Origin of the sequence: Microbacterium luticellae (assembly GCF_050408645.1) — a bacterium.
Lineage (GTDB): Bacteria > Actinomycetota > Actinomycetes > Actinomycetales > Microbacteriaceae > Microbacterium.
Genome location: NZ_JBNTKE010000001.1, coordinates 1,040,951 through 1,058,367 on the forward strand (window position 1 = coordinate 1,040,951; position 17,417 = coordinate 1,058,367).

The 17,417-nt window shown below is 60.8% G+C and carries 14 protein-coding genes; 4 read left to right on the forward strand and 10 right to left on the reverse strand.

Annotated features, from left to right (window positions below; genetic code table 11):
- Positions 1 to 134: 134 nt before the first annotated feature.
- The 3 genes from ACQUSW_RS05125 to rplJ form a co-directional block, all read right to left on the reverse strand.
- Positions 135 to 1,463, reverse strand: coding sequence for an ABC transporter substrate-binding protein (locus ACQUSW_RS05125; protein WP_428931160.1), 1,329 nt, complete (start codon positions 1,461 to 1,463; stop codon positions 135 to 137).
- Between the two features lie 322 nt (positions 1,464 to 1,785).
- A complete protein-coding gene (gene rplL / locus ACQUSW_RS05130; protein ID WP_428931161.1) occupies positions 1,786 to 2,178 on the reverse strand; it encodes a 50S ribosomal protein L7/L12 in 393 nt (130 codons plus the stop codon).
- A 51-nt stretch (positions 2,179 to 2,229) separates the two neighbouring features.
- On the reverse strand, positions 2,230 to 2,745 hold the full coding sequence (rplJ, locus tag ACQUSW_RS05135) for a 50S ribosomal protein L10 (RefSeq protein WP_428931162.1): 516 nt from the start codon (positions 2,743 to 2,745) through the stop codon (positions 2,230 to 2,232).
- 331 nt (positions 2,746 to 3,076) lie between these two features.
- Here rplJ and ACQUSW_RS05140 point away from each other — a divergent pair, with 331 nt between their 5' ends.
- The 3 genes from ACQUSW_RS05140 (at position 3,077) to ACQUSW_RS05150 (ending at position 6,345) form a co-directional block, all read left to right on the forward strand.
- Entirely contained in the window at positions 3,077 to 3,757 is a 681-nt protein-coding gene (locus tag ACQUSW_RS05140; RefSeq protein WP_428931294.1) for a YqaJ viral recombinase family protein, read from the forward strand.
- Between the two features lie 130 nt (positions 3,758 to 3,887).
- The gene (locus tag ACQUSW_RS05145; RefSeq protein ID WP_428931163.1) at positions 3,888 to 5,738 is read left to right on the forward strand and encodes an MDR family MFS transporter; all 1,851 of its coding nucleotides are present in this window, start codon (positions 3,888 to 3,890) and stop codon (positions 5,736 to 5,738) included.
- Positions 5,731 to 6,345, forward strand: coding sequence for a MarR family winged helix-turn-helix transcriptional regulator (locus tag ACQUSW_RS05150; protein WP_428931164.1), 615 nt, complete (start codon positions 5,731 to 5,733; stop codon positions 6,343 to 6,345). Before ACQUSW_RS05145 ends, ACQUSW_RS05150 begins: the two co-directional genes overlap by 8 nt.
- 483 nt (positions 6,346 to 6,828) lie before the next feature.
- On the opposite strand, the gene ACQUSW_RS05155 is transcribed toward ACQUSW_RS05150, so the two are convergent.
- From ACQUSW_RS05155 to ACQUSW_RS05175, 5 genes are all read right to left on the reverse strand, one after another.
- Entirely contained in the window at positions 6,829 to 8,064 is a 1,236-nt protein-coding gene (locus ACQUSW_RS05155) for an SseB family protein (RefSeq protein ID WP_428931165.1), read from the reverse strand.
- A 66-nt stretch (positions 8,065 to 8,130) separates the two neighbouring features.
- Positions 8,131 to 10,611, reverse strand: coding sequence for an ATP-dependent helicase (locus tag ACQUSW_RS05160; protein WP_428931166.1), 2,481 nt, complete (start codon positions 10,609 to 10,611; stop codon positions 8,131 to 8,133).
- A 126-nt stretch (positions 10,612 to 10,737) separates the two neighbouring features.
- On the reverse strand, positions 10,738 to 11,763 hold the full coding sequence (locus ACQUSW_RS05165; protein ID WP_428931167.1) for an ABC transporter permease: 1,026 nt from the start codon (positions 11,761 to 11,763) through the stop codon (positions 10,738 to 10,740).
- Positions 11,760 to 12,776 carry an ABC transporter ATP-binding protein gene (locus ACQUSW_RS05170; RefSeq protein WP_428931168.1) on the reverse strand — a complete coding sequence of 339 codons (1,017 nt, stop codon included), beginning with the start codon at positions 12,774 to 12,776 and terminating at the stop codon, positions 11,760 to 11,762. Before ACQUSW_RS05170 ends, ACQUSW_RS05165 begins: the two co-directional genes overlap by 4 nt.
- 4 nt (positions 12,777 to 12,780) lie before the next feature.
- The gene (locus tag ACQUSW_RS05175) at positions 12,781 to 13,803 is read right to left on the reverse strand and encodes a glycerophosphodiester phosphodiesterase family protein (RefSeq protein WP_428931169.1); all 1,023 of its coding nucleotides are present in this window, start codon (positions 13,801 to 13,803) and stop codon (positions 12,781 to 12,783) included.
- An 88-nt stretch (positions 13,804 to 13,891) separates the two neighbouring features.
- On the opposite strand from ACQUSW_RS05175, the gene ACQUSW_RS05180 reads away from it, so the two are divergent.
- Positions 13,892 to 14,809 carry a Bax inhibitor-1/YccA family protein gene (locus ACQUSW_RS05180; protein WP_428931170.1) on the forward strand — a complete coding sequence of 306 codons (918 nt, stop codon included), beginning with the start codon at positions 13,892 to 13,894 and terminating at the stop codon, positions 14,807 to 14,809.
- Between the two features lie 374 nt (positions 14,810 to 15,183).
- On the opposite strand, the gene guaA is transcribed toward ACQUSW_RS05180, so the two are convergent.
- Positions 15,184 to 16,782, reverse strand: a complete 1,599-nt coding sequence (gene guaA / locus ACQUSW_RS05185; protein ID WP_428931171.1) for a glutamine-hydrolyzing GMP synthase — start codon at positions 16,780 to 16,782, stop codon at positions 15,184 to 15,186.
- Complete coding sequence (locus ACQUSW_RS05190) at positions 16,779 to 17,321, reverse strand: DUF3817 domain-containing protein (protein WP_428931172.1); 543 nt, start codon at positions 17,319 to 17,321, stop codon at positions 16,779 to 16,781. Before ACQUSW_RS05190 ends, guaA begins: the two co-directional genes overlap by 4 nt.
- Between the last annotated feature and the right edge of the window lie 96 nt (positions 17,322 to 17,417).

Genomic DNA, 17,417 nt, shown 5'->3' on the forward strand with positions numbered 1-17,417 from the left:
CGGGGCCAACACCCGCCGCCGCCTACGCCCTGATGTGCGCAGGGGTGTTTGTGGCCACCGGGTGAGGGCTGCCGCACAGGGGCAGCCCCCACAAGATAGTGCCGGATGCTGGTGTGCAGCATCCGGCCCCATCATTAATCTTGTGGCCAGCCGGCCTCGATCTGCTTGAGCACTTCGTCGACCGATGTGCCGTTGATCCAGGCGACCATGCCCTTCCAGAATGTTCCGGCGCCCACGGCACCGGGCATGAGGTCGGAGCCATCAAAACGGAACGTGGTGTTTTCGTCTTGCAGAATCTTGATCGATTCTTCAAGGATCGGACTCTGCGCGTTCGACGGGTCAAGTCCCTTGTTGGCGCTGGTAACGCCACCGAGCTTCACGCGCGAGTTTGCCCATTCGGGGCTCGACAGGTATTCGAGGAATGCCTGCGTTGCGGCGTCGTCGCTGAATGCACCAACGATTTCGCCACCGCCGGTCACATTGAGTTCGCCCGCGGTCTTGCCCGGCATCATGAACGCCCACACATCGCCGTCTTCAGCAAAGCTCGTACCTTCGGGGAAGAACCCGGTAAGGAACGATGCCTGGTGAGTGAGTGCACATTCGCCCGAAGCGAGCTTGGTCGCAACGTCGCCGAATGCGGTCGAGTTGATGGAACGCACGTCACCGAAGCCTGCGTTGACGTAGTCGGGGTTGAGTAGAATCTTGCCCGCCTCGTCAAACGCTGCCTTGATGGCTGGGTCGGTGAAGGGCACTTCGTTAGCAACCCACTGGTCGTAGACATCGGGGCCCGCGTCACGAATCACGAAGTCTTCGATCCAGTCGGTGCCCGGCCATCCGGTAGCGTCGCCCGATTCAAATCCGGCACACCACGGCGGGTTTCCAGTTTTTTCTTGGATGGTTGCGGTCAGTGCCAGAAGGTCATCCCAGGTTTCTGGCGGGGTCACACCCCATTCGTCAAACTGTGATGGCTGGTACCAGATCCACCCCTTCACGTTCGCCATGAGCGGCGCACCATAGAAAGTGCCGTCGACCGTGCCGTAGTCGACCCAGTCTTGCGACCAGTATTCGTTGGCGTTGCTCTCTACGCCCTCGGGTGCCGGTTTGAGGTAGTCGCGCTTGGCGAACTCGGCGAAGAGCCCGGGCTGCGGAAAGATGGCCACGTCGGGTGGGTTTCCACCCTGTGCTCGCGTACCGATCTGGGCTTCGAACTCTTGTGAGCCCTCATATTTGATCGTGATGTCGTTTTCTTCGGCCCAGTCTGCCCATGACTCCTCCATGAGGCGGGCTTCGTCGTCGACGATCGTGCCGTAAACGGTGACGGTACCGCCAGCGGCATCCGTGTCTCCTCCTCCGGTGTCGCCTCCGCCGGGTGCGCCCGGGGCACCGCAACCGGCAAGCACTACCCCTGTAGCGCCCAGTAATGCCAGCGGCGCTACGAGACGGAATCGCTGTGAAAGACCCATGTGATTTCTCCTCTTCGAGTACACGGTTCATCAAATCGGTGCCTGTTCGCGGTTGTGGTGTGCATTCCGCGAAGCATGGGACAACACCGATGTGTGGCCCAACCTACTCGGCTCCAGCGCACCAGCACAACGATTTGTGCATCACAACCTTCTAACCTTTGTGCACTCTGATGATCGTTGTGGGGTATCGCTGACGCGTAGTGCCCCGGATGCTGCGCATTGTGTTCCGGATGCTGCGCCTTAACGACGAAAGCTCCACGACCTGCTGGCCGCGGAGCTTTCGTTGTCGCACATGCACCGCGTGGGTGCGTGGCGAAGAAGATTACTTGAGGGTGACGGTTGCGCCAGCCTCTTCCAGAGCAGCCTTAGCCTTCTCTGCTTCTTCCTTGTTGACGCCTTCCTTGACAGCCTTGGGTGCGCCGTCAACGAGGCCCTTTGCGTCGCCAAGACCCAGCGAGGTCAGCTCACGCACAACCTTGATGACCTGGATCTTCTTGTCGCCAGCTGCTTCAAGAATGACGTCAAATTCGTCCTTCTCTTCAGCGGCTGCGCCACCGTCGCCACCAGCTGCGGGTGCGCCTGCAGCGGCAACGGCAACCGGAGCTGCAGCGGTAACGTCGAAGGTCTCTTCGAAGGCCTTTACGAACTCGCTGAGCTCGATGAGGGTGAGCTCCTTGAACGCGTCGAGCAGCTCTTCAGTGCTGAGCTTCGCCATGATTATTCTCCTGCTTGTTTAGTGGTACGAGGGGTTCCTGAACCGCGGCCGTTAGGCTGCGGCATCCTGCTTCTCACGCAGTGCCTCAACCGTGCGAACGGTCTTCGACAGCGGCGCCTGGAAGAGAGCGGCAGCCTTCGACATCGATGCCTTCATCGCACCGGCGAGCTTCGCCAGCAGGACTTCACGGCTCTCGAGGTCAGCAAGCTTGCTGACTTCTTCGGCACTGAGGGGGTTACCGTCGAAGTAACCGCCCTTGATCACGAGAAGAGGGTGTGCCTTGGCAAAGGCACGCAGACCCTTGGCAACAGCGACGGGGTCGCCGTGCACGAAGGCAATAGCCGACGGACCCTTGAGGTCGTCGTCCAGTGCTGTGATTCCTGCGTTGTTGGCAGCAATCTTGGTCAGCGTGTTCTTTACCACGGCGTATTCCGCGTCTTGACGGATGCTGGTGCGAAGCTCTTTGAGCTCGCCCACCGTCAGACCGCGGTACTCGGTGAGCAGAACGGCGGTCGAGCTCTCGAACTGCTTCGTGAGCTCGGCGACCGATGCTTCCTTCTGCGCCATGGCCACTCCTTGTGTATACGAGGTAACTCACGGAGGTGAGTCACCAGCCTGGACCTCGGTGTGTTCAGCTCTGGGCAATAAAAAAGCTCCGGCGCAAGCGCACGGAGCAAAACTCAAACAAGTTGAAGTAAATATCGTGTCACCTGCGCGGGCCCTCTGTTACTACAGTGCTTCGATTGCCTTCGCACTTTCGTGCTCAGCAACGACCGGCGGTCTTTGGTTAGTTCAAGAATACGTCATGCATCGGCATGCGCCAAATCGCCGGATGCTGCTCTACCCAGGCTCGGCGGGCCTTCTTACCCTCGCCCATCAACGCGCTACCCTGGGAGCCGTGACTCCCGAACTTGCTGCGCGAATTGTTGCCGACTCTCGCGACCGCGCAGCCTGGTTGCGAGCACGCTCGCGCGGCATCACCGCAACCGATGTGGCGGGACTCAGCACGCCGGCGTCGATCAGCCGCGCCGCCGACAGCAAACTGGGGCACGGCCCGCGGTTTTCTGGCAACGCCTACACCGATCATGGGCGCAGGCGCGAACCCGAGATTGCCGCATGGGTAGAAACCACGCACGGCATTCTGCCGTCATCATCACTCTTTCGCGCCGAGATCGAGCATCGCCACCTAGCTACGCCCGACGGCGTATGCGTCGACGACCAGGGCCGCGTGCTCCTGGCAGAAATTAAAACCACCAACCGGTCGTGGCGCACCATCCCCCGTAACTACCTGCGACAGGTGTGGTGGCAACAGCACGTACTCGGCGCCGAACGCACGCTGTTCGTGTGGGAAGAACACGACAACTTCCGCCCCGTCCACGACGAACCGCAGTCGGTGTGGATTGACCGCGACGACCGCGAAATCACCCGTCTTGTGCGCCTAGCAACCGACCTGATTGACGAGCTGTATCGCCGCACCACCGGCAGCGCAGGCCAACGGTCGCCTTCGGCGGAGCCGCAGAGCCGAAGAGAAGAACTGCGTGAGCGCGATATGTTTCGGGCGCTAGCGCTACTGGATTAGCACCAGCATCCGGAATCTGCTTGTCAGCGCGCAGGCGCGCACCCGCACGCATGTTTTCGCGCATCTCGACATAGTTGACGTTCGTCAATCATCACCCTATAGTTGACGTTGATCAATTATCGGGAGTTTCATGTCTTCGTCTTCTTCGACGCCCACCATGTCACGCCGCCAAGTACTCGAAGCCCTCTCCGGGCTTCTGCTGGGAATGTTCGTTTCCATGCTGGCCGGCACCGTGGTTTCCACCTCACTACCGGTCATCGTGCACGACCTCAACGGCGACCAAAACGCGTTCACCTGGGTGGTGACCGCAACGCTACTCACAACAGCAATCGCAACACCGGTATGGGGAAAACTCGCCGACCTCTTTAACCGCAAACTGCTCATCCAACTCGCCCTGGTCATCTTTGTTGGTGCGACAGCAGTAGCCGGCTTTTCACAGACATCCGAAATGCTCATCGCCTGCCGTGCCGTACAGGGCATCGGTGCCGGTGGTCTCGCCGCACTCAGCCAGATCATCATGGCCGACATTATTAGCCCCCGCGAGCGCGGCAAATACATGGGACTCTTCGGTGCCGTCATGGCTGTTGCCACAGTCGGCGGACCACTTCTGGGCGGTTTCATCACCGACACCTTCACGTGGCGTTGGAACTTCTACGTAGCCCTGCCCTTCGCAGTCGCCGCCATCATCATCTTGCAACTGACACTCAAGGCACCGCCGCGCACCCGCGATGTCGTACGCATCGACTACGCGGGCGCTGTGCTTCTTGCCACCTCAACCGCACTGTTGCTTATCTGGACTACCAGCGCAGGCACATCATTCGACTGGTGGAGCGTGCAAACCGTCGTCATGCTCGGTATCGCAGTGCTTGCCGCCGTCGCATTCGTGATCGTCGAACTGCGGGTGCCCGAACCCCTCGTGCCGCTGCGCATGTTCCGCGACCGCACCTTCACCCTGTCGGTCATCGCCTCCATCTCCATCGGTATTGCCATGTTTGGCACATCCGTTTTTCTCAGCCAATACATGCAGATGGCTCGCGGAGCCACCCCCACCCAGGCCGGGCTCATGACGCTACCGATGATCGGTGGCCTACTCATCTCGTCGATCACCGTCGGAGCACTCATCAGCAAATTTGGCCGCTGGAAAGGTTTTCTTCTTACCGGTTCGATTCTGCTCATTGCCGGATCAGTCATGCTGTCGACCCTCGAATACGACACCAACTTTGTGCTCGTCTCGCTCTACATGCTCATGCTCGGCTCAGGCGTAGGTATGACGATGCAAAACCTGGTGCTCATCGTACAAAACACCACCCGCCCCGAAGACATCGGTGCGGCAAGCGCCGGCGTCACCTTCTTCCGCAGCCTGGGCGGAACCGTCGGCGTCTCCGTCATGGGTGCCGTGCTCGCAGGCACCGTCACCGACCTTTTTCTCACCAAACGCAACGAAGTCGCCGCCGCCCTCGCAACCCTCGGCGAAAAAGGCCAGCAGCTCGGCGAACAACTCATGTCGGGAACACTGCCCGAAGTCTTCTCGCTACCCGAACCCATCCGCACCATCGTCGAAGACATTTACGCCCAAGGAATCTCCTCCGCCTTCCTCATCGGCGTACCACTCGCGGTCATAAGCCTGGTAGCAATACTGTTCCTCCCCAACGTGCCACTCACCCGCATGACCACGCAGGAACGACTGCAGGCAGGCGAAGCAGACCTTGCCACCGTCGCCTCACAAGAAGGAATGGATGCCATCATGGCAACCGGCCCCGTGACCGTCGTCGACGACGCCGGTGCTGGGGTGGGTAGCGCTGGGGTTAGTGACGCAGGCGCGGGTGGCGCTGGGGTTAGTGACGCCGGCGTGGCGGATCGTCGCCAGCATCCGGATGCTTCGCGGCCCGCGCCGCAACCTACACCGCGCTCTGCACCGCAATCTGCATCGCGCGTGCCCCGACACCCCGCGCCGCGCTCTCCAGAGGCCGATAATGACTGAGCCCGCACACCGCAACGCAACAAGCGGCAATGCAGCCGACAACGGTGCGTCGCCGAGCCATGTCGAGGGTAGCGATAGTGACCACCGAGATGAGCCTCGTGCCGCTCGGTCGGCGATGTCGTCGCGAATTTCTGACTCCGAACGTGCCGAAGCCGTGGGTGCTTTAGAGGCGGAGTTTGGTGAACTTTTCTCTCGCGTGCGTCGTCTTTATCTTGATGGGGCCGAACGTGTGGCACCGGGGCTCTCGCCTGGGGCGTACAAACTTTTGGGAATGATCACGTGGCGCGCGCCGGTGACTCCGTCTGACCTTGCCGAACGCACGCTGTCTGACCGGTCACAGGTAAGCCGTGCTATTCGAGAACTCGAGAACCATGGCCTGGTGCAGCGTGAACCCGATCCTCATGATCGCCGCTCTTTTCTTCTCACAACCACCGATGAGGGTGTCCGGCGCATCAAGCACTCTCGCGAGGTCGATGCCGAGCGCATGATTCGTGCTCTCGATGATTGGTCGCTGAGTGACATCCGGCAACTCACCCACATGCTGGGGGCTCTTGCTCAGGTGATTGCCGCCGCGCCCGAACCCCCGGCCGGCCCCGACACTCCCTGACTCGGCATTGCCTCGCTGGGCTGCCTCACCCAGCACACCCGGCCCGGCACCACCTGACTCGGCACTGCCTTGCCCCGGCACCACCCATCCCGGCATACCGTTGCCGAAAACAGGAAAATTGCCGAAAACAGCACGATTTCCGCACAATCATGCGCCTTTCGGCAATTTTCCTTTTCTCGGTCAAATGCTGTTTGGGAGCGACCCAGCCGAGCCGGTTGTGTCCGGTCACACAAGTTCTGTGTCCGGTCACAACCGGCTCGGGCCAGGTCACACAGTCCCGAGACCGGTCACACGCGCCCTAGCCACCGATTCGGACCGGCCACGCCTGCCTCGGGCTAGGTCACACAGTCCCGAGACCGGTCACAACTGCCCCGGGGTTCTGCCACGCAGTGCCGCGCTCGGTTGTGCCCGGTCACAACTGCCCTAGAGCTCGGGTTGGGCCCGGCCACACAGCCCGCCGCCCCGCCACCCGGTTGTGCCGGGTCACACGGTTTCGTCGGCGGCGCCCGGGTTTTCGGTTCCGGATGCTTCTGCCGCGGCCGCTGCACTGTCGATGAGTGTTTGTAGCGCATCCCGCGGAATGATCATGGTGGGTCCGGCTGTGTCGACGATCACTCCCGAGAGCGAGTCGTGGCTGCCCATGACTCGCCCGATCATGTCGGCGGTGAAGGGCATGGGGCGTTCTTGCCTGCCCATCGCGACGATCTCGAGCGGGTGGGTGAACAGTTGCAGGTAGCGTGAGCCGTCGGCCATCTGTGCTTCGGCGATCCCGAATTGGCCTTCGCTTTGTGCATCGCTCACAGCAACCCACAGGCGCGAGTCGCCGATGATTTCTACGGCCTTGGCGATACTGTCGGCTTCGCGAGGTTGTGCCAGAAGTGCTTTGAGGCGGAACTCCGGGTCGGCCTGTTCCATCGCGCGTTCGAGTACTTCGCGAGGAAAAACTGCTCGGCGTGGTGCTGAGGCTGCGTCGAGAATAACTCCGCTGAAGTCACTATCAAGCACCTGGCGAAACACACCCTGTGCGGGTTGAGCCATCGCCGAAGTTTGTTCGGGATTCGATTCGCGCTGCACTGATTCGCGCAGCGAACCGGCCGAACTGTACGCCAAAATAAACGTGCGTTCACCCTCACGCAGCACACCGATCGACAGTGGTTCACCAGAACTCAGCTGTTCGCGGGCATCGCCGTGCACCCGCAAATACAGGTGACCCTGCAGCGCCTGGCGCAGCACGCCCAAGAGCTGTTCGTTCGTGGGTTCCGCCGTCAACTGTGCCAGCGCCTCGCGCAGCAGAACATTATCTTTCATGCCCTCGACCGTCTCGGTCTGTGCGGGCGGGTCGTGGGGAGCCAGAGGCAGTTCACGCTTGGTCGAAGAAATACGTGGGCCCACATTTTCAGCGCCCAGCCGCGTCTCGGGTGCTACCTGCGGGCGGGCAGGAGCCGAAGGCGCGCCAACCCCACGGTATGCCTCCACCGAAATACCGAAACCTTCGGGCAGTGGCTCAGCAGCCGGGGTCTCCCCCGCACCTGCAGCACCATCAGCACCCGCGCCGGGACCAGCATCACCAGCACCAGCAACAGCACCAGCACCAGCACCGGTGTTGTGCGCTGCGGGCGCGGCATCCGGCTCTTCGGTCTGCGGTGTTACCGGTGCGGCTGTGGCGTCATCGGGGGTGGGTGTGGTCGCATTTTTCTTGCGGCGAGAGAAAAGGGCCATTGTGCCAGCCTAACGGTGTCCGCGTGGCCGCATCGTTTTTCACCGAAAGATGGGCCATGAATACGTTCAGATTTTTGTAATGGGCGCGACCTTGATGAGAAGCTTTTTCAGGCTGCCGGCATCAAATTTTACGTGTGCAATGCGCTTCGCGCCCTCGCCTGTCACTGCTTCTACGCGGCCCTCACCAAAGTCGTCGTGGCGGATGCGGTCGCCGGATGCCAGTTCTAGGTCGCCGTTGTCGCGCATTTTTGCGGTGACTCGGTTGGGGAATTTATCGGCGTTGGTTGCCAGCGGCGCGAGTTGTTCTTTGCGTGGCAGCGATGGCGGTGTGCCAAAACGTTGAGCACTGCCACCCCAGCCTGCACGGCCGCCGCTGCGTGAGCCTGATACTTGGCGCACGGCATCCGGGGTCTGTCGCCAGTCGATCAGCTCGGCGGGTATCTCTTGCAAGAAACGGCTGGGCACGGTGACCGATATTTCGCCGAACTGCGCGCGGGTCATCGCCAGCGAGAGGTGCAATCGTTTGCGGGCGCGGGTGATACCGACATAGAAGAGGCGGCGTTCTTCTTGTGGGCCGCCGGGTTCTCCCGCCGAAATGCGGTGCGGGAGGAGGTCTTCTTCGACGCCGGTAAGAAACACGGCATCGTATTCGAGCCCCTTGGCGGTGTGCAGTGTCATGAGCGACACGGATCCGCTTTCGTCGTCGAGGTCATCGGCGTCAGAGACGAGGGCCACATCGGTAAGAAAATCGACGATTGTTCCGCTGGGGTTGTTGCGAGCAAATTCTCGTGTGACAGCGATCAATTCGTCGAGGTTTTCTAGCCGTGCTTCGTCTTGTGGGTCGCGGCTGACGCGCAGCGACTCAAAATAGCCGCTGTGGTCGAGAAGAACTTCGAGCCCCTGCGCAACAGAGGTCGGTGGCGGTACTTCTCCTGATGATGGCAAGAGAATTTCGGATGCCTCGTTGAGCACGGCGTCGAGTTTGCTGATTGCCGCTTGTATCTTCGGCCCGACACCCAACTGGCTCGGGTGCGCCAGGGCCTCCCGGAATGACATGCCTTCACGTTCGGCGAACTGTGCGATGGATGTCTCGGTGACGTTACCGATGCCGCGACGAGGTCGGTTGAGAATGCGGCGCACGGCCATATCGTCAGCCGGGTTGGCGACCGCGATGAGGTAGGCGAGGGCGTCTTTAATCTCTGCGCGCTCATAGAACTTGGTGCCGCCCATGATGCGGTAGGGCACAGCCGATCGGATGAAAATTTCTTCGAGGGCACGCGACTGTGAGTTGGTGCGGTAAAACACGGCCATTTCGGCGTAGGGAACACCCGAGTCGCGCAGTTGTTCAATTTCGTCGGCAATGAACTGTGCCTCGTCGTGCTGCGAGTAGCCGGTAAAGCCGATGAGAAGCTCGCCGTCGCCGCGGTCGCTCCACAGTTTCTTTTCTTTGCGGTCGAAGTTGTTGCCGATGACCGCATTGGCAGCGGTCAGAATGTTTTGTGTTGAGCGGTAGTTCTGTTCGAGCAGAATGACCTGTGCGCCCGGAAAATCACGCTCAAACTCACTGATGTTGCGAATATCAGCGCCACGGAACGCATAGATCGACTGGTCGGAGTCGCCCACGACGGTCAGCGATGCGCCGTCGGCCCGCTGTTCGGCGGGCGCATCGAAAATCATCATCCCGTCGTGCTCACCGAGCGGGTCGGAGGCGGTGCCCGAGACGGGCCGGGTCAGTTCATGAATGAGTGCATACTGTGCATGGTTGGTGTCTTGGTACTCATCGACCAGAATGTGGCGAAAGCGCTGGCGATAGGTGTCGGCCACGTGCGGGAATGCCCGAAACAGGAATACCGTCTGTGCGATGAGGTCATCGAAGTCGAAGGCGTTGGCTTTGCGTAGCTGCCGCTGATAGTCGGCAAAGACTTCAACAAACTTGCGCTCGGCCGGGTCGTTCATGGCTGCATCGCGCGCGTACGATTCGGCATCGTGCAGCTCATTTTTCACTTTAGAGATGCGTGACTGCACACCGGCCGGGGTGAGCCCGTAGGCATCGGCCTGGTGCTCTTTGACAAGCCTTTTGAGCAGTGCCCGTGAGTCACCCGAGTCGTAAATAGTAAAAGTGGGTGTGAAGCCGAACTGTTTCGCTTCGCGGCGCAGAATACGCACGCACGCCGAGTGGAACGTCGAAATCCACATGCCCTTCGCGGCGTCGCCGACAATGGCCTCGACGCGCTCACGCATTTCGCCGGCGGCTTTATTGGTGAATGTGATCGCGAGTATTTGGCTCGGCCATGCCTCTCGGCGCTGCAGCAGCAGGGCGATACGTCGCGTGAGCACACTGGTTTTTCCTGACCCAGCGCCCGCAACAATAAGCAGGGCTGATCCGCGCCACAGCACAGCCTCGCGCTGCTGCGGATTAAGCCCCTCGAGCAAGGCGCTGTCGTCGGAGCCGGGCCCGGCAGAGTTGGCGGTAAATGGGTCGGCGGGGTGGGTGGAGCTCGAGCGAGCAGAGCCCGAGGGAGGAACAATAAGAGGCGCGTCGGTCATGGCACTTCGAGTCTAGGCGCGACTACCGACACTGCGGGCCAGACCGTCTCGCTCACCCCGATACACGCCGCGGAAACACGCCTCTTTACACTCCCCGGATGCCACTGCGCCGCGCACGCCGCTGCGCTATGAGATTCGCGTGCCGGGCGGCATCCGGTGTGCCGGCGTGCGCGTGCGCCGCCACGCTCCGGCAAAGAGCGACCCGGCTAACACGACGTGGATTCCTAGGCCGACCGCCCACAGCGGTGTCGTCGATTCGATGACTTCTTGCGGGCGCACGTCGTCGACGCTGTTCTCCACCGCGCAGTCGTCCCACCACGTATCTTGCGGCGCCTGCTGCAACTGCCGTACACCGAACTTCATCGACCCGAAAATATCGACCGGCCAACCGTTGTCATCGAAGGTGACGGGCGTGGCATCGGCGAGCACCACGAACGGGTTTGCTGCCAGCACGCCCCACACGAGGTCTCCTCGCATGGTTTCGTATGTGTGTGAATCCCACCGGTCGCAGACCGGCTCACCGTTGGCATCGTAGGGCCGACTGTGACTGGTCACATCGGTGCGAATCGCGGTGCCTGCCAGCATGAAGGCGATGGGTGTACCAATCACGAGCGCTGCGATCACCAGATAGGTTGCCGCCACAGAAAACAGCGGCCGGGCGATGAGCCCACTCAGCCCCACACCGATCGCCGCGACAACAACGATTTCAAGGATCAGTATTGCCAGCGACACCAACAGGGTCAGTGGCGCGCGGGCCCCACCCACGATCGACACGACCAAAAACGGCACGGCAACAACAACAAAAGCGAGCCCGGTAATTACTGCGGCAAAAAGTTTGCCCAGCATAATGTCGCCCGTGGTGGCCAGCGTCACCTGTACCGGCGCGAGTGTTGCTGCTTCTCGATCACCATTAATACTCGTGCCCGACAGTGTGGGCGACACCAACACCACCAACAGCAGCACAATGTTGACGATCACGGCATACACGCCCACGCCAACATCTGTGCTGGTGTACGAATATCCCATAAACGCCAGTACGGTGACGCCTAGCAGTACGGCTAAAAATATGCCCAGAAGCACATACCAGCCGGGGCTACGCAGCCGCTGGGTGAGTTCGAGGCGGGTGATAACGCCGATGCGTTTCAGGTTCACTTCTGTACCTCTTCATCGGTGGCGGCCACATGCTGGCCGAGCTGCTGGCCGGGCTGATCGCCGGACTCTTGTCGCGGGCTCGCGCTGCTCTGTAGCGCCATAAACGTGTCTTCGAGTCGGTTTCCTGCCGGGCTAAATTCTGTGACGGCAACCCCCGCCTGCACGAGTGTGCGAAGGGCTACGGCAGCCTCATGGTCGTCGGCAAAATCAACAGTGACCGAACCGCTCTGGCCTGCTGCTGCGGGTTGGCCCAGCACGCGCGCAACCTCTGCGACATCGTGGGGGCTACCGGGTTGATTTCGGCTGTGCGGCACGGCTGGATCGGCCAGCATCCGGATGCGGTACCGATGCCGCACACGGCTGGTGTCGGAGGTCACTACCGCACCGTCAACAAGAAAAACGGCGTCATCAGCCATCTCATCAAGCTCTGACAGCACGTGGCTCGAGAGCAATACGGTACAACCGCGGGCGGCAAGATCGCGCAGCAACTCGCGCAGCTCAATGCGGGCGCGAGGGTCGAGACCGGATGCTGGCTCGTCGAGCAGAAGCACGCGCGGGTCGTGAACAAGCGCACGCGCAAGGCCGAGCTTCTGCTTTTGACCCCGCGAAAGCACCCTCGCCGGTGTTGCCGCCAACTCGTGCAAACCCACCTGCGCTAAAAGCTGATCAGCCCGCTGCGAAGCCTGGCTCGCTGTCATTCCGTAGAGCCGCGCGGCCACTTCAACGCTTTCGTGGGCTGTCAACGACGGCCACGCACCCAGCGAATCGGGCATCCAACCCAGCATCCGGCGGGCAGAGGCCGGGTCGGCAACCGGGTCGACACCGGCAAGCCGAATAGTGCCAGCATCCGGGGCTAACAGCGACGCCAACATGAGCAGCAGTGTCGTTTTACCGGCACCATTGGGCCCCACAAGACCCGTTATCTTGCCCGCATGAGCGTGAAAAGTGGCGTCGCGCACGGCGTGCACGCTACCGAATGACCGTTTGACGCCTTCGACGATTATGCCGTCCATCTTTTTAGCCTATTGCGCGCGGCGAATGAACGCGAAGGCGCTCACGAAACAGGTCGACCCCCAGGTCGGGATGATCAACAAACACGCCGTCAACGCCCGTACGCGCAATATGACGCCACTCCGCCTGCCAGTCACCAAAGGCAGCACGCCCACCTGGCCCCCTGTTTTTTGGGGCAAGAAACGCATTTTCGGGTCGGCACGTCCACGTAAAAACACGCAAGTCGCGGGCATGCGCGGCCGTCACCAGTTCTGTGCCGTTGCGATCAACCAGCAGCGACTTCGACACACTAATGCCATCAAATTGTCCGGCGAGTTCGTCGAGCCCCGCGGGAGTGAGCTGGCGTGCATAGGTGGGTGCGTGCACCCCCACAGCAGCAACCAAATCGGCAGGTTTACCTTTCGATTCGAGCAAGTAAACATACAGAGCCCGGATGCCGCGCTGCCGCACATCACCCAAAACTGTGCCTTCGAACGATTCGATCGTCAACGGCCACTCGCCATCAGCCCAGCCCCGTTCGCGCAGATCGCGCTCGACGAGCGGTGCGAGATCGAGACCGATGCTCGAAAAATAGTGGGCGTGCTTAACCTCGAGAACCACGCCAATCTCGCGCCCTCGTACAAGCGATGCCTCACGCACAGCGTCGAGCAGATCGGTGAACCGCATCATCGGCTGCATGTCATTGAAACTTGCACTTGACGGCCGCAATTGCGGGAGCCTCTCACGGCAGCGCAGTGTAGAAAGCTCGTTCCACGTAAAATCTTCGGTAAACCAGCCGGTCAGCTTCTGCCCGTCAATAGTGCGGGTTGTTTTGCGGTCGGCAAACTCGGGGCGCTCGGCGATATCGGTGGTGGTCGAAATTTCGTTCTCGTGGCGAACAACAAGCACCCCATCGGCCGTGGCGACCACATCGGGTTCGACCGCATCAACCCCCATTTCAAACGCCAGTTCGTACGATGATCGACTGTGTTCCGGACGATATCCGGGCGCACCACGGTGTCCGATAACAAGGGGCGGTCTTTTCGTCACGCTTTCAGCGTAGAACAGCGCACACACAGGCGCGCCCGACTATCGTTATCTATAGCGATGACCACACACCCTTCGAGTGAGGCCACACATGAGCAACTTCGCGTTTAACAACCCAGCGTTTCAGCCTGCCGACCCGCGCAACGTCGCTACCTATCCGGGTTCGCCGCAGGCCACCGCACAGCCGCCTGCACAGTCCGCTGCCGTCAACCACGCAGCAATGAACGCCGCGGTCAATGCCCAGCTTGAGGGCATGTACACCGCACCGCCCGCCGGTGCCATCGAAACCGACCGGATGACGGTCGAAGACACAGTCTGGAAGACGGTGGCGCTTTTTGGCGTGCTGCTGGTCACAGCGGTCGTCGGCTGGGTCTGGACCCTCGGTGGCGTGCAGGTTCCAACCTTTGCACCGGCCGTATCGATGATGCCGTGGATCATCGGTGCCCTCGGTGGTTTCGTGCTCGCGATGGTGATCACGTTCACGTCGCGCAAGAAGGTTCGCCCTGCGCTCATCGTCACCTATGCCGCTTTCGAAGGGCTCTTCGTCGGTGGTATCTCAGCATTCTTCGAAGTGATGTGGCCCGGCATTGTCATGCAGGCCACCCTGGCCACCCTGGCAGTCGTCGGCGTCACGCTGGCACTGTTCGCCTCGGGCAAGGTGCGCGCCTCGGCCAAAATGACGAAGGTATTCATGATCGCCATGATCGGTTACCTGGTCTTCTCCCTGCTCAACCTGGTGCTGATGTGGACGAACGTTCTGCCCGAAGGTCAGGCGTTTGGAATGTTCAGTGCCAAGATCATGGGTATCCCGCTCGGCCTGATCATCGGCGTGCTCGTCGTCTTCATGGCCGCCTACTCGCTCGTGATCGACTTCGACCACATCCAACAGGGCGTACGCAACGGCGCCCCGCGCAAGTACGGCTGGCTGGGTGGCTTCGGCATCATGGTCACCGTCGTATGGCTGTACGTCGAGATCCTGCGCATTATCGCGATCGCACGCGGCGACTAACCGCCACAGCTTAACCACAAACGGCGGCCGCCCCTTACGGGTGCGGCCGCCGTTTGCTATCCGGAAAGTGTTTTACCCGGCCCGTGTTTCACCGGGCGTGTGTTTCACCGGGCGTGTTACCGGCGCGTGCGTTATCAGACGGCACATAGGTGTTCTCAGTAACCGCACATGCTGGGGGTCGAAGATGAAAGCAGCCGTGCGACTGGTTCTGGGATTTCCTCCCCCTGGCCGGTCCCCCAGTCGCGCGGCTACCCTTTGCCGCTGCCGCGACGGGGCACCGCAGCTGTGTGTCTCGCGCCGCGGCTGCGTGGTTCGCGCCTCGGCGACGTAATTCATGCCTCGACTGCCTGATTCGTGCTGCCCCAGGCGGGAGGCTACTCCCACTCGATGGTTGCCGGCGGCTTCGACGTCACATCAAGCACGACCCGGTTAATATCGCGCACCTCATTCGTGATGCGATTAGAGATGCGTGCCAGCACATCGTACGGCAGACGCGACCAGTCCGCGGTCATCGCATCCTCGCTCGATACCGGACGCAACACAATCGGATGCCCGTAGGTACGGCCGTCTCCCTGCACACCTACCGAACGCACATCGGCGAGGAGCACGACGGGGCACTGCCAAATATGGTCGTCTTGGCCGGCGTTGCTGAGCTCTTCACGAGCGATCGCATCAGCCTCACGCAGAATCTCGAGACGCTCACGAGTGACCTCACCAATAATACGAATGCCGAGCCCGGGGCCCGGGAAGGGCTGCCGAGCAACAATCGGTTCAGGAATACCCAGTTCGCGGCCGACCGCACGCACCTCGTCTTTAAAGAGCGCCCTCAGGGGTTCAATCAGCTCAAAATCGAGGTCGTCGGGTAGCCCGCCCACGTTGTGGTGCGATTTGATGTTGGCCGTGCCAGCACCACCACCCGATTCAACGACATCCGGATACAGCGTGCCCTGCACCAAAAACTTGATCGGGCGGCCATCTGCCTTCGACTCTTCAACGAGCTCGCGCTGCACTTTCTCAAAAGTGCGAATAAATTCGCGACCAATAATCTTGCGTTTCTGCTCCGGATCGGTCACCCCGGCAAGATGATGCAAAAAAGTGTCGGCCGCATCAACAGTAATAAGACGCACGCCGGTCGACGCAACATAGTCACGCTCAACCTGTTCGCGCTCACCCTTACGCAGCAGCCCATGGTCAACAAAAACAGCCGTCAACTGGTCGCCAATCGCACGGTGCACAAGCGCCGTTGACACAGCCGAATCAACCCCGCCCGACAGCGCCGAAATCACCCGCGCGTCGCCCACCTGTTCACGAATGCGCGCGATCTGCTCAACAATCACACTCTCGCTGTTCCAATCAGCGGCAAGCCCCGCACCACGGTGCAAAAAGCCTTCAATAACCAGCTGACCATACTCGGAATGCTTCACTTCCGGATGCCACTGCACACCGTAAAGCCGCCGCTCTTCATCAGCGAATGCCGCTACCGGCGTGAGGCTTGTCGACGCCAGAACATCAAAACCCTCGGGTGCGCGCACAACCTGGTCACCGTGGCTCATCCACACGCTCTGCGTCTCGGGCTGACCCTGCAGCAGCGTGCCGCCATCGCCCTTCACCGTGGCCTGCGTCGCACCATATTCGCGCGCATCCGTGCTCGCAACCTCGCCGCCGAGGGCTTTGGCCATCACCTGGAAGCCGTAGCAAATACCCAGCATCGGAATACCCAGGTCAAAAATCGCGCGATCCATCCCCGGAGCCTCATCGGCATACACCGACGACGGCCCACCCGAAAGAATCACCGCCACCGGATTACGCGCCGCGATCTCTTCTGCCGTCACCGTGTGCGGCACAATCTCGCTATACACACCCGCTTCTCGCACCCGGCGAGCAATCAACTGGGCATACTGGGCACCGAAATCAACAACGAGCGTGGGCCGCTGCTCGGTGTCATGCGACGGCGCAGGAGTGTTTTCGGTCACCGGGTACCTTCCGTAGAGGTGCGTGTAGAGGTGGTGGGTGCAGCATCCGGATGCAATGCTTCTGCCTGCTCCCGGTCAACAAGGTATGTACGAATCTCGCGTGCCACCCGAATCTCCATAAAGAATGACAACAGCGGAACCACACCCCCCAGAGCAAGCATGATAAAACGGCGGAACGGCCAACGCATCAAACTCCACACCCGAAAACAGGCGAAAAGATAGACGACATAAAACCAGCCGTGCGCCATAAGAATAAGAAGTGACAGGTTAAGACCATCGCCAACCGACGTCATTTCGCAGCCCAAGCCCCCCGGCACGAACAGCGAAAACCATTGGCAACCCTCGCCCACAATCACGGGCGCAAACCAGAGCGCACCCCCCGAACCACCCGCAAAAAGCTCAAGGTGAATAGGCGTGTACTTCAGAATCATCTCGGCCAGCAGAAGAAGCAGCATAACACCGGTGATCACCGATGCGATCTGATAAAACTTCAGTGCGCCGCGGATCGCCGGAAAAGTGGCGACTTTTGGTTCGGGCATGACGTCTATTCTACCGGCGCGTTCACCCAGGTTCTGCTGAGAGCACACGCACCCCGTTCGCAGCGTTCGCGGGGTTCGCGGGACGTTCTCGGGGTT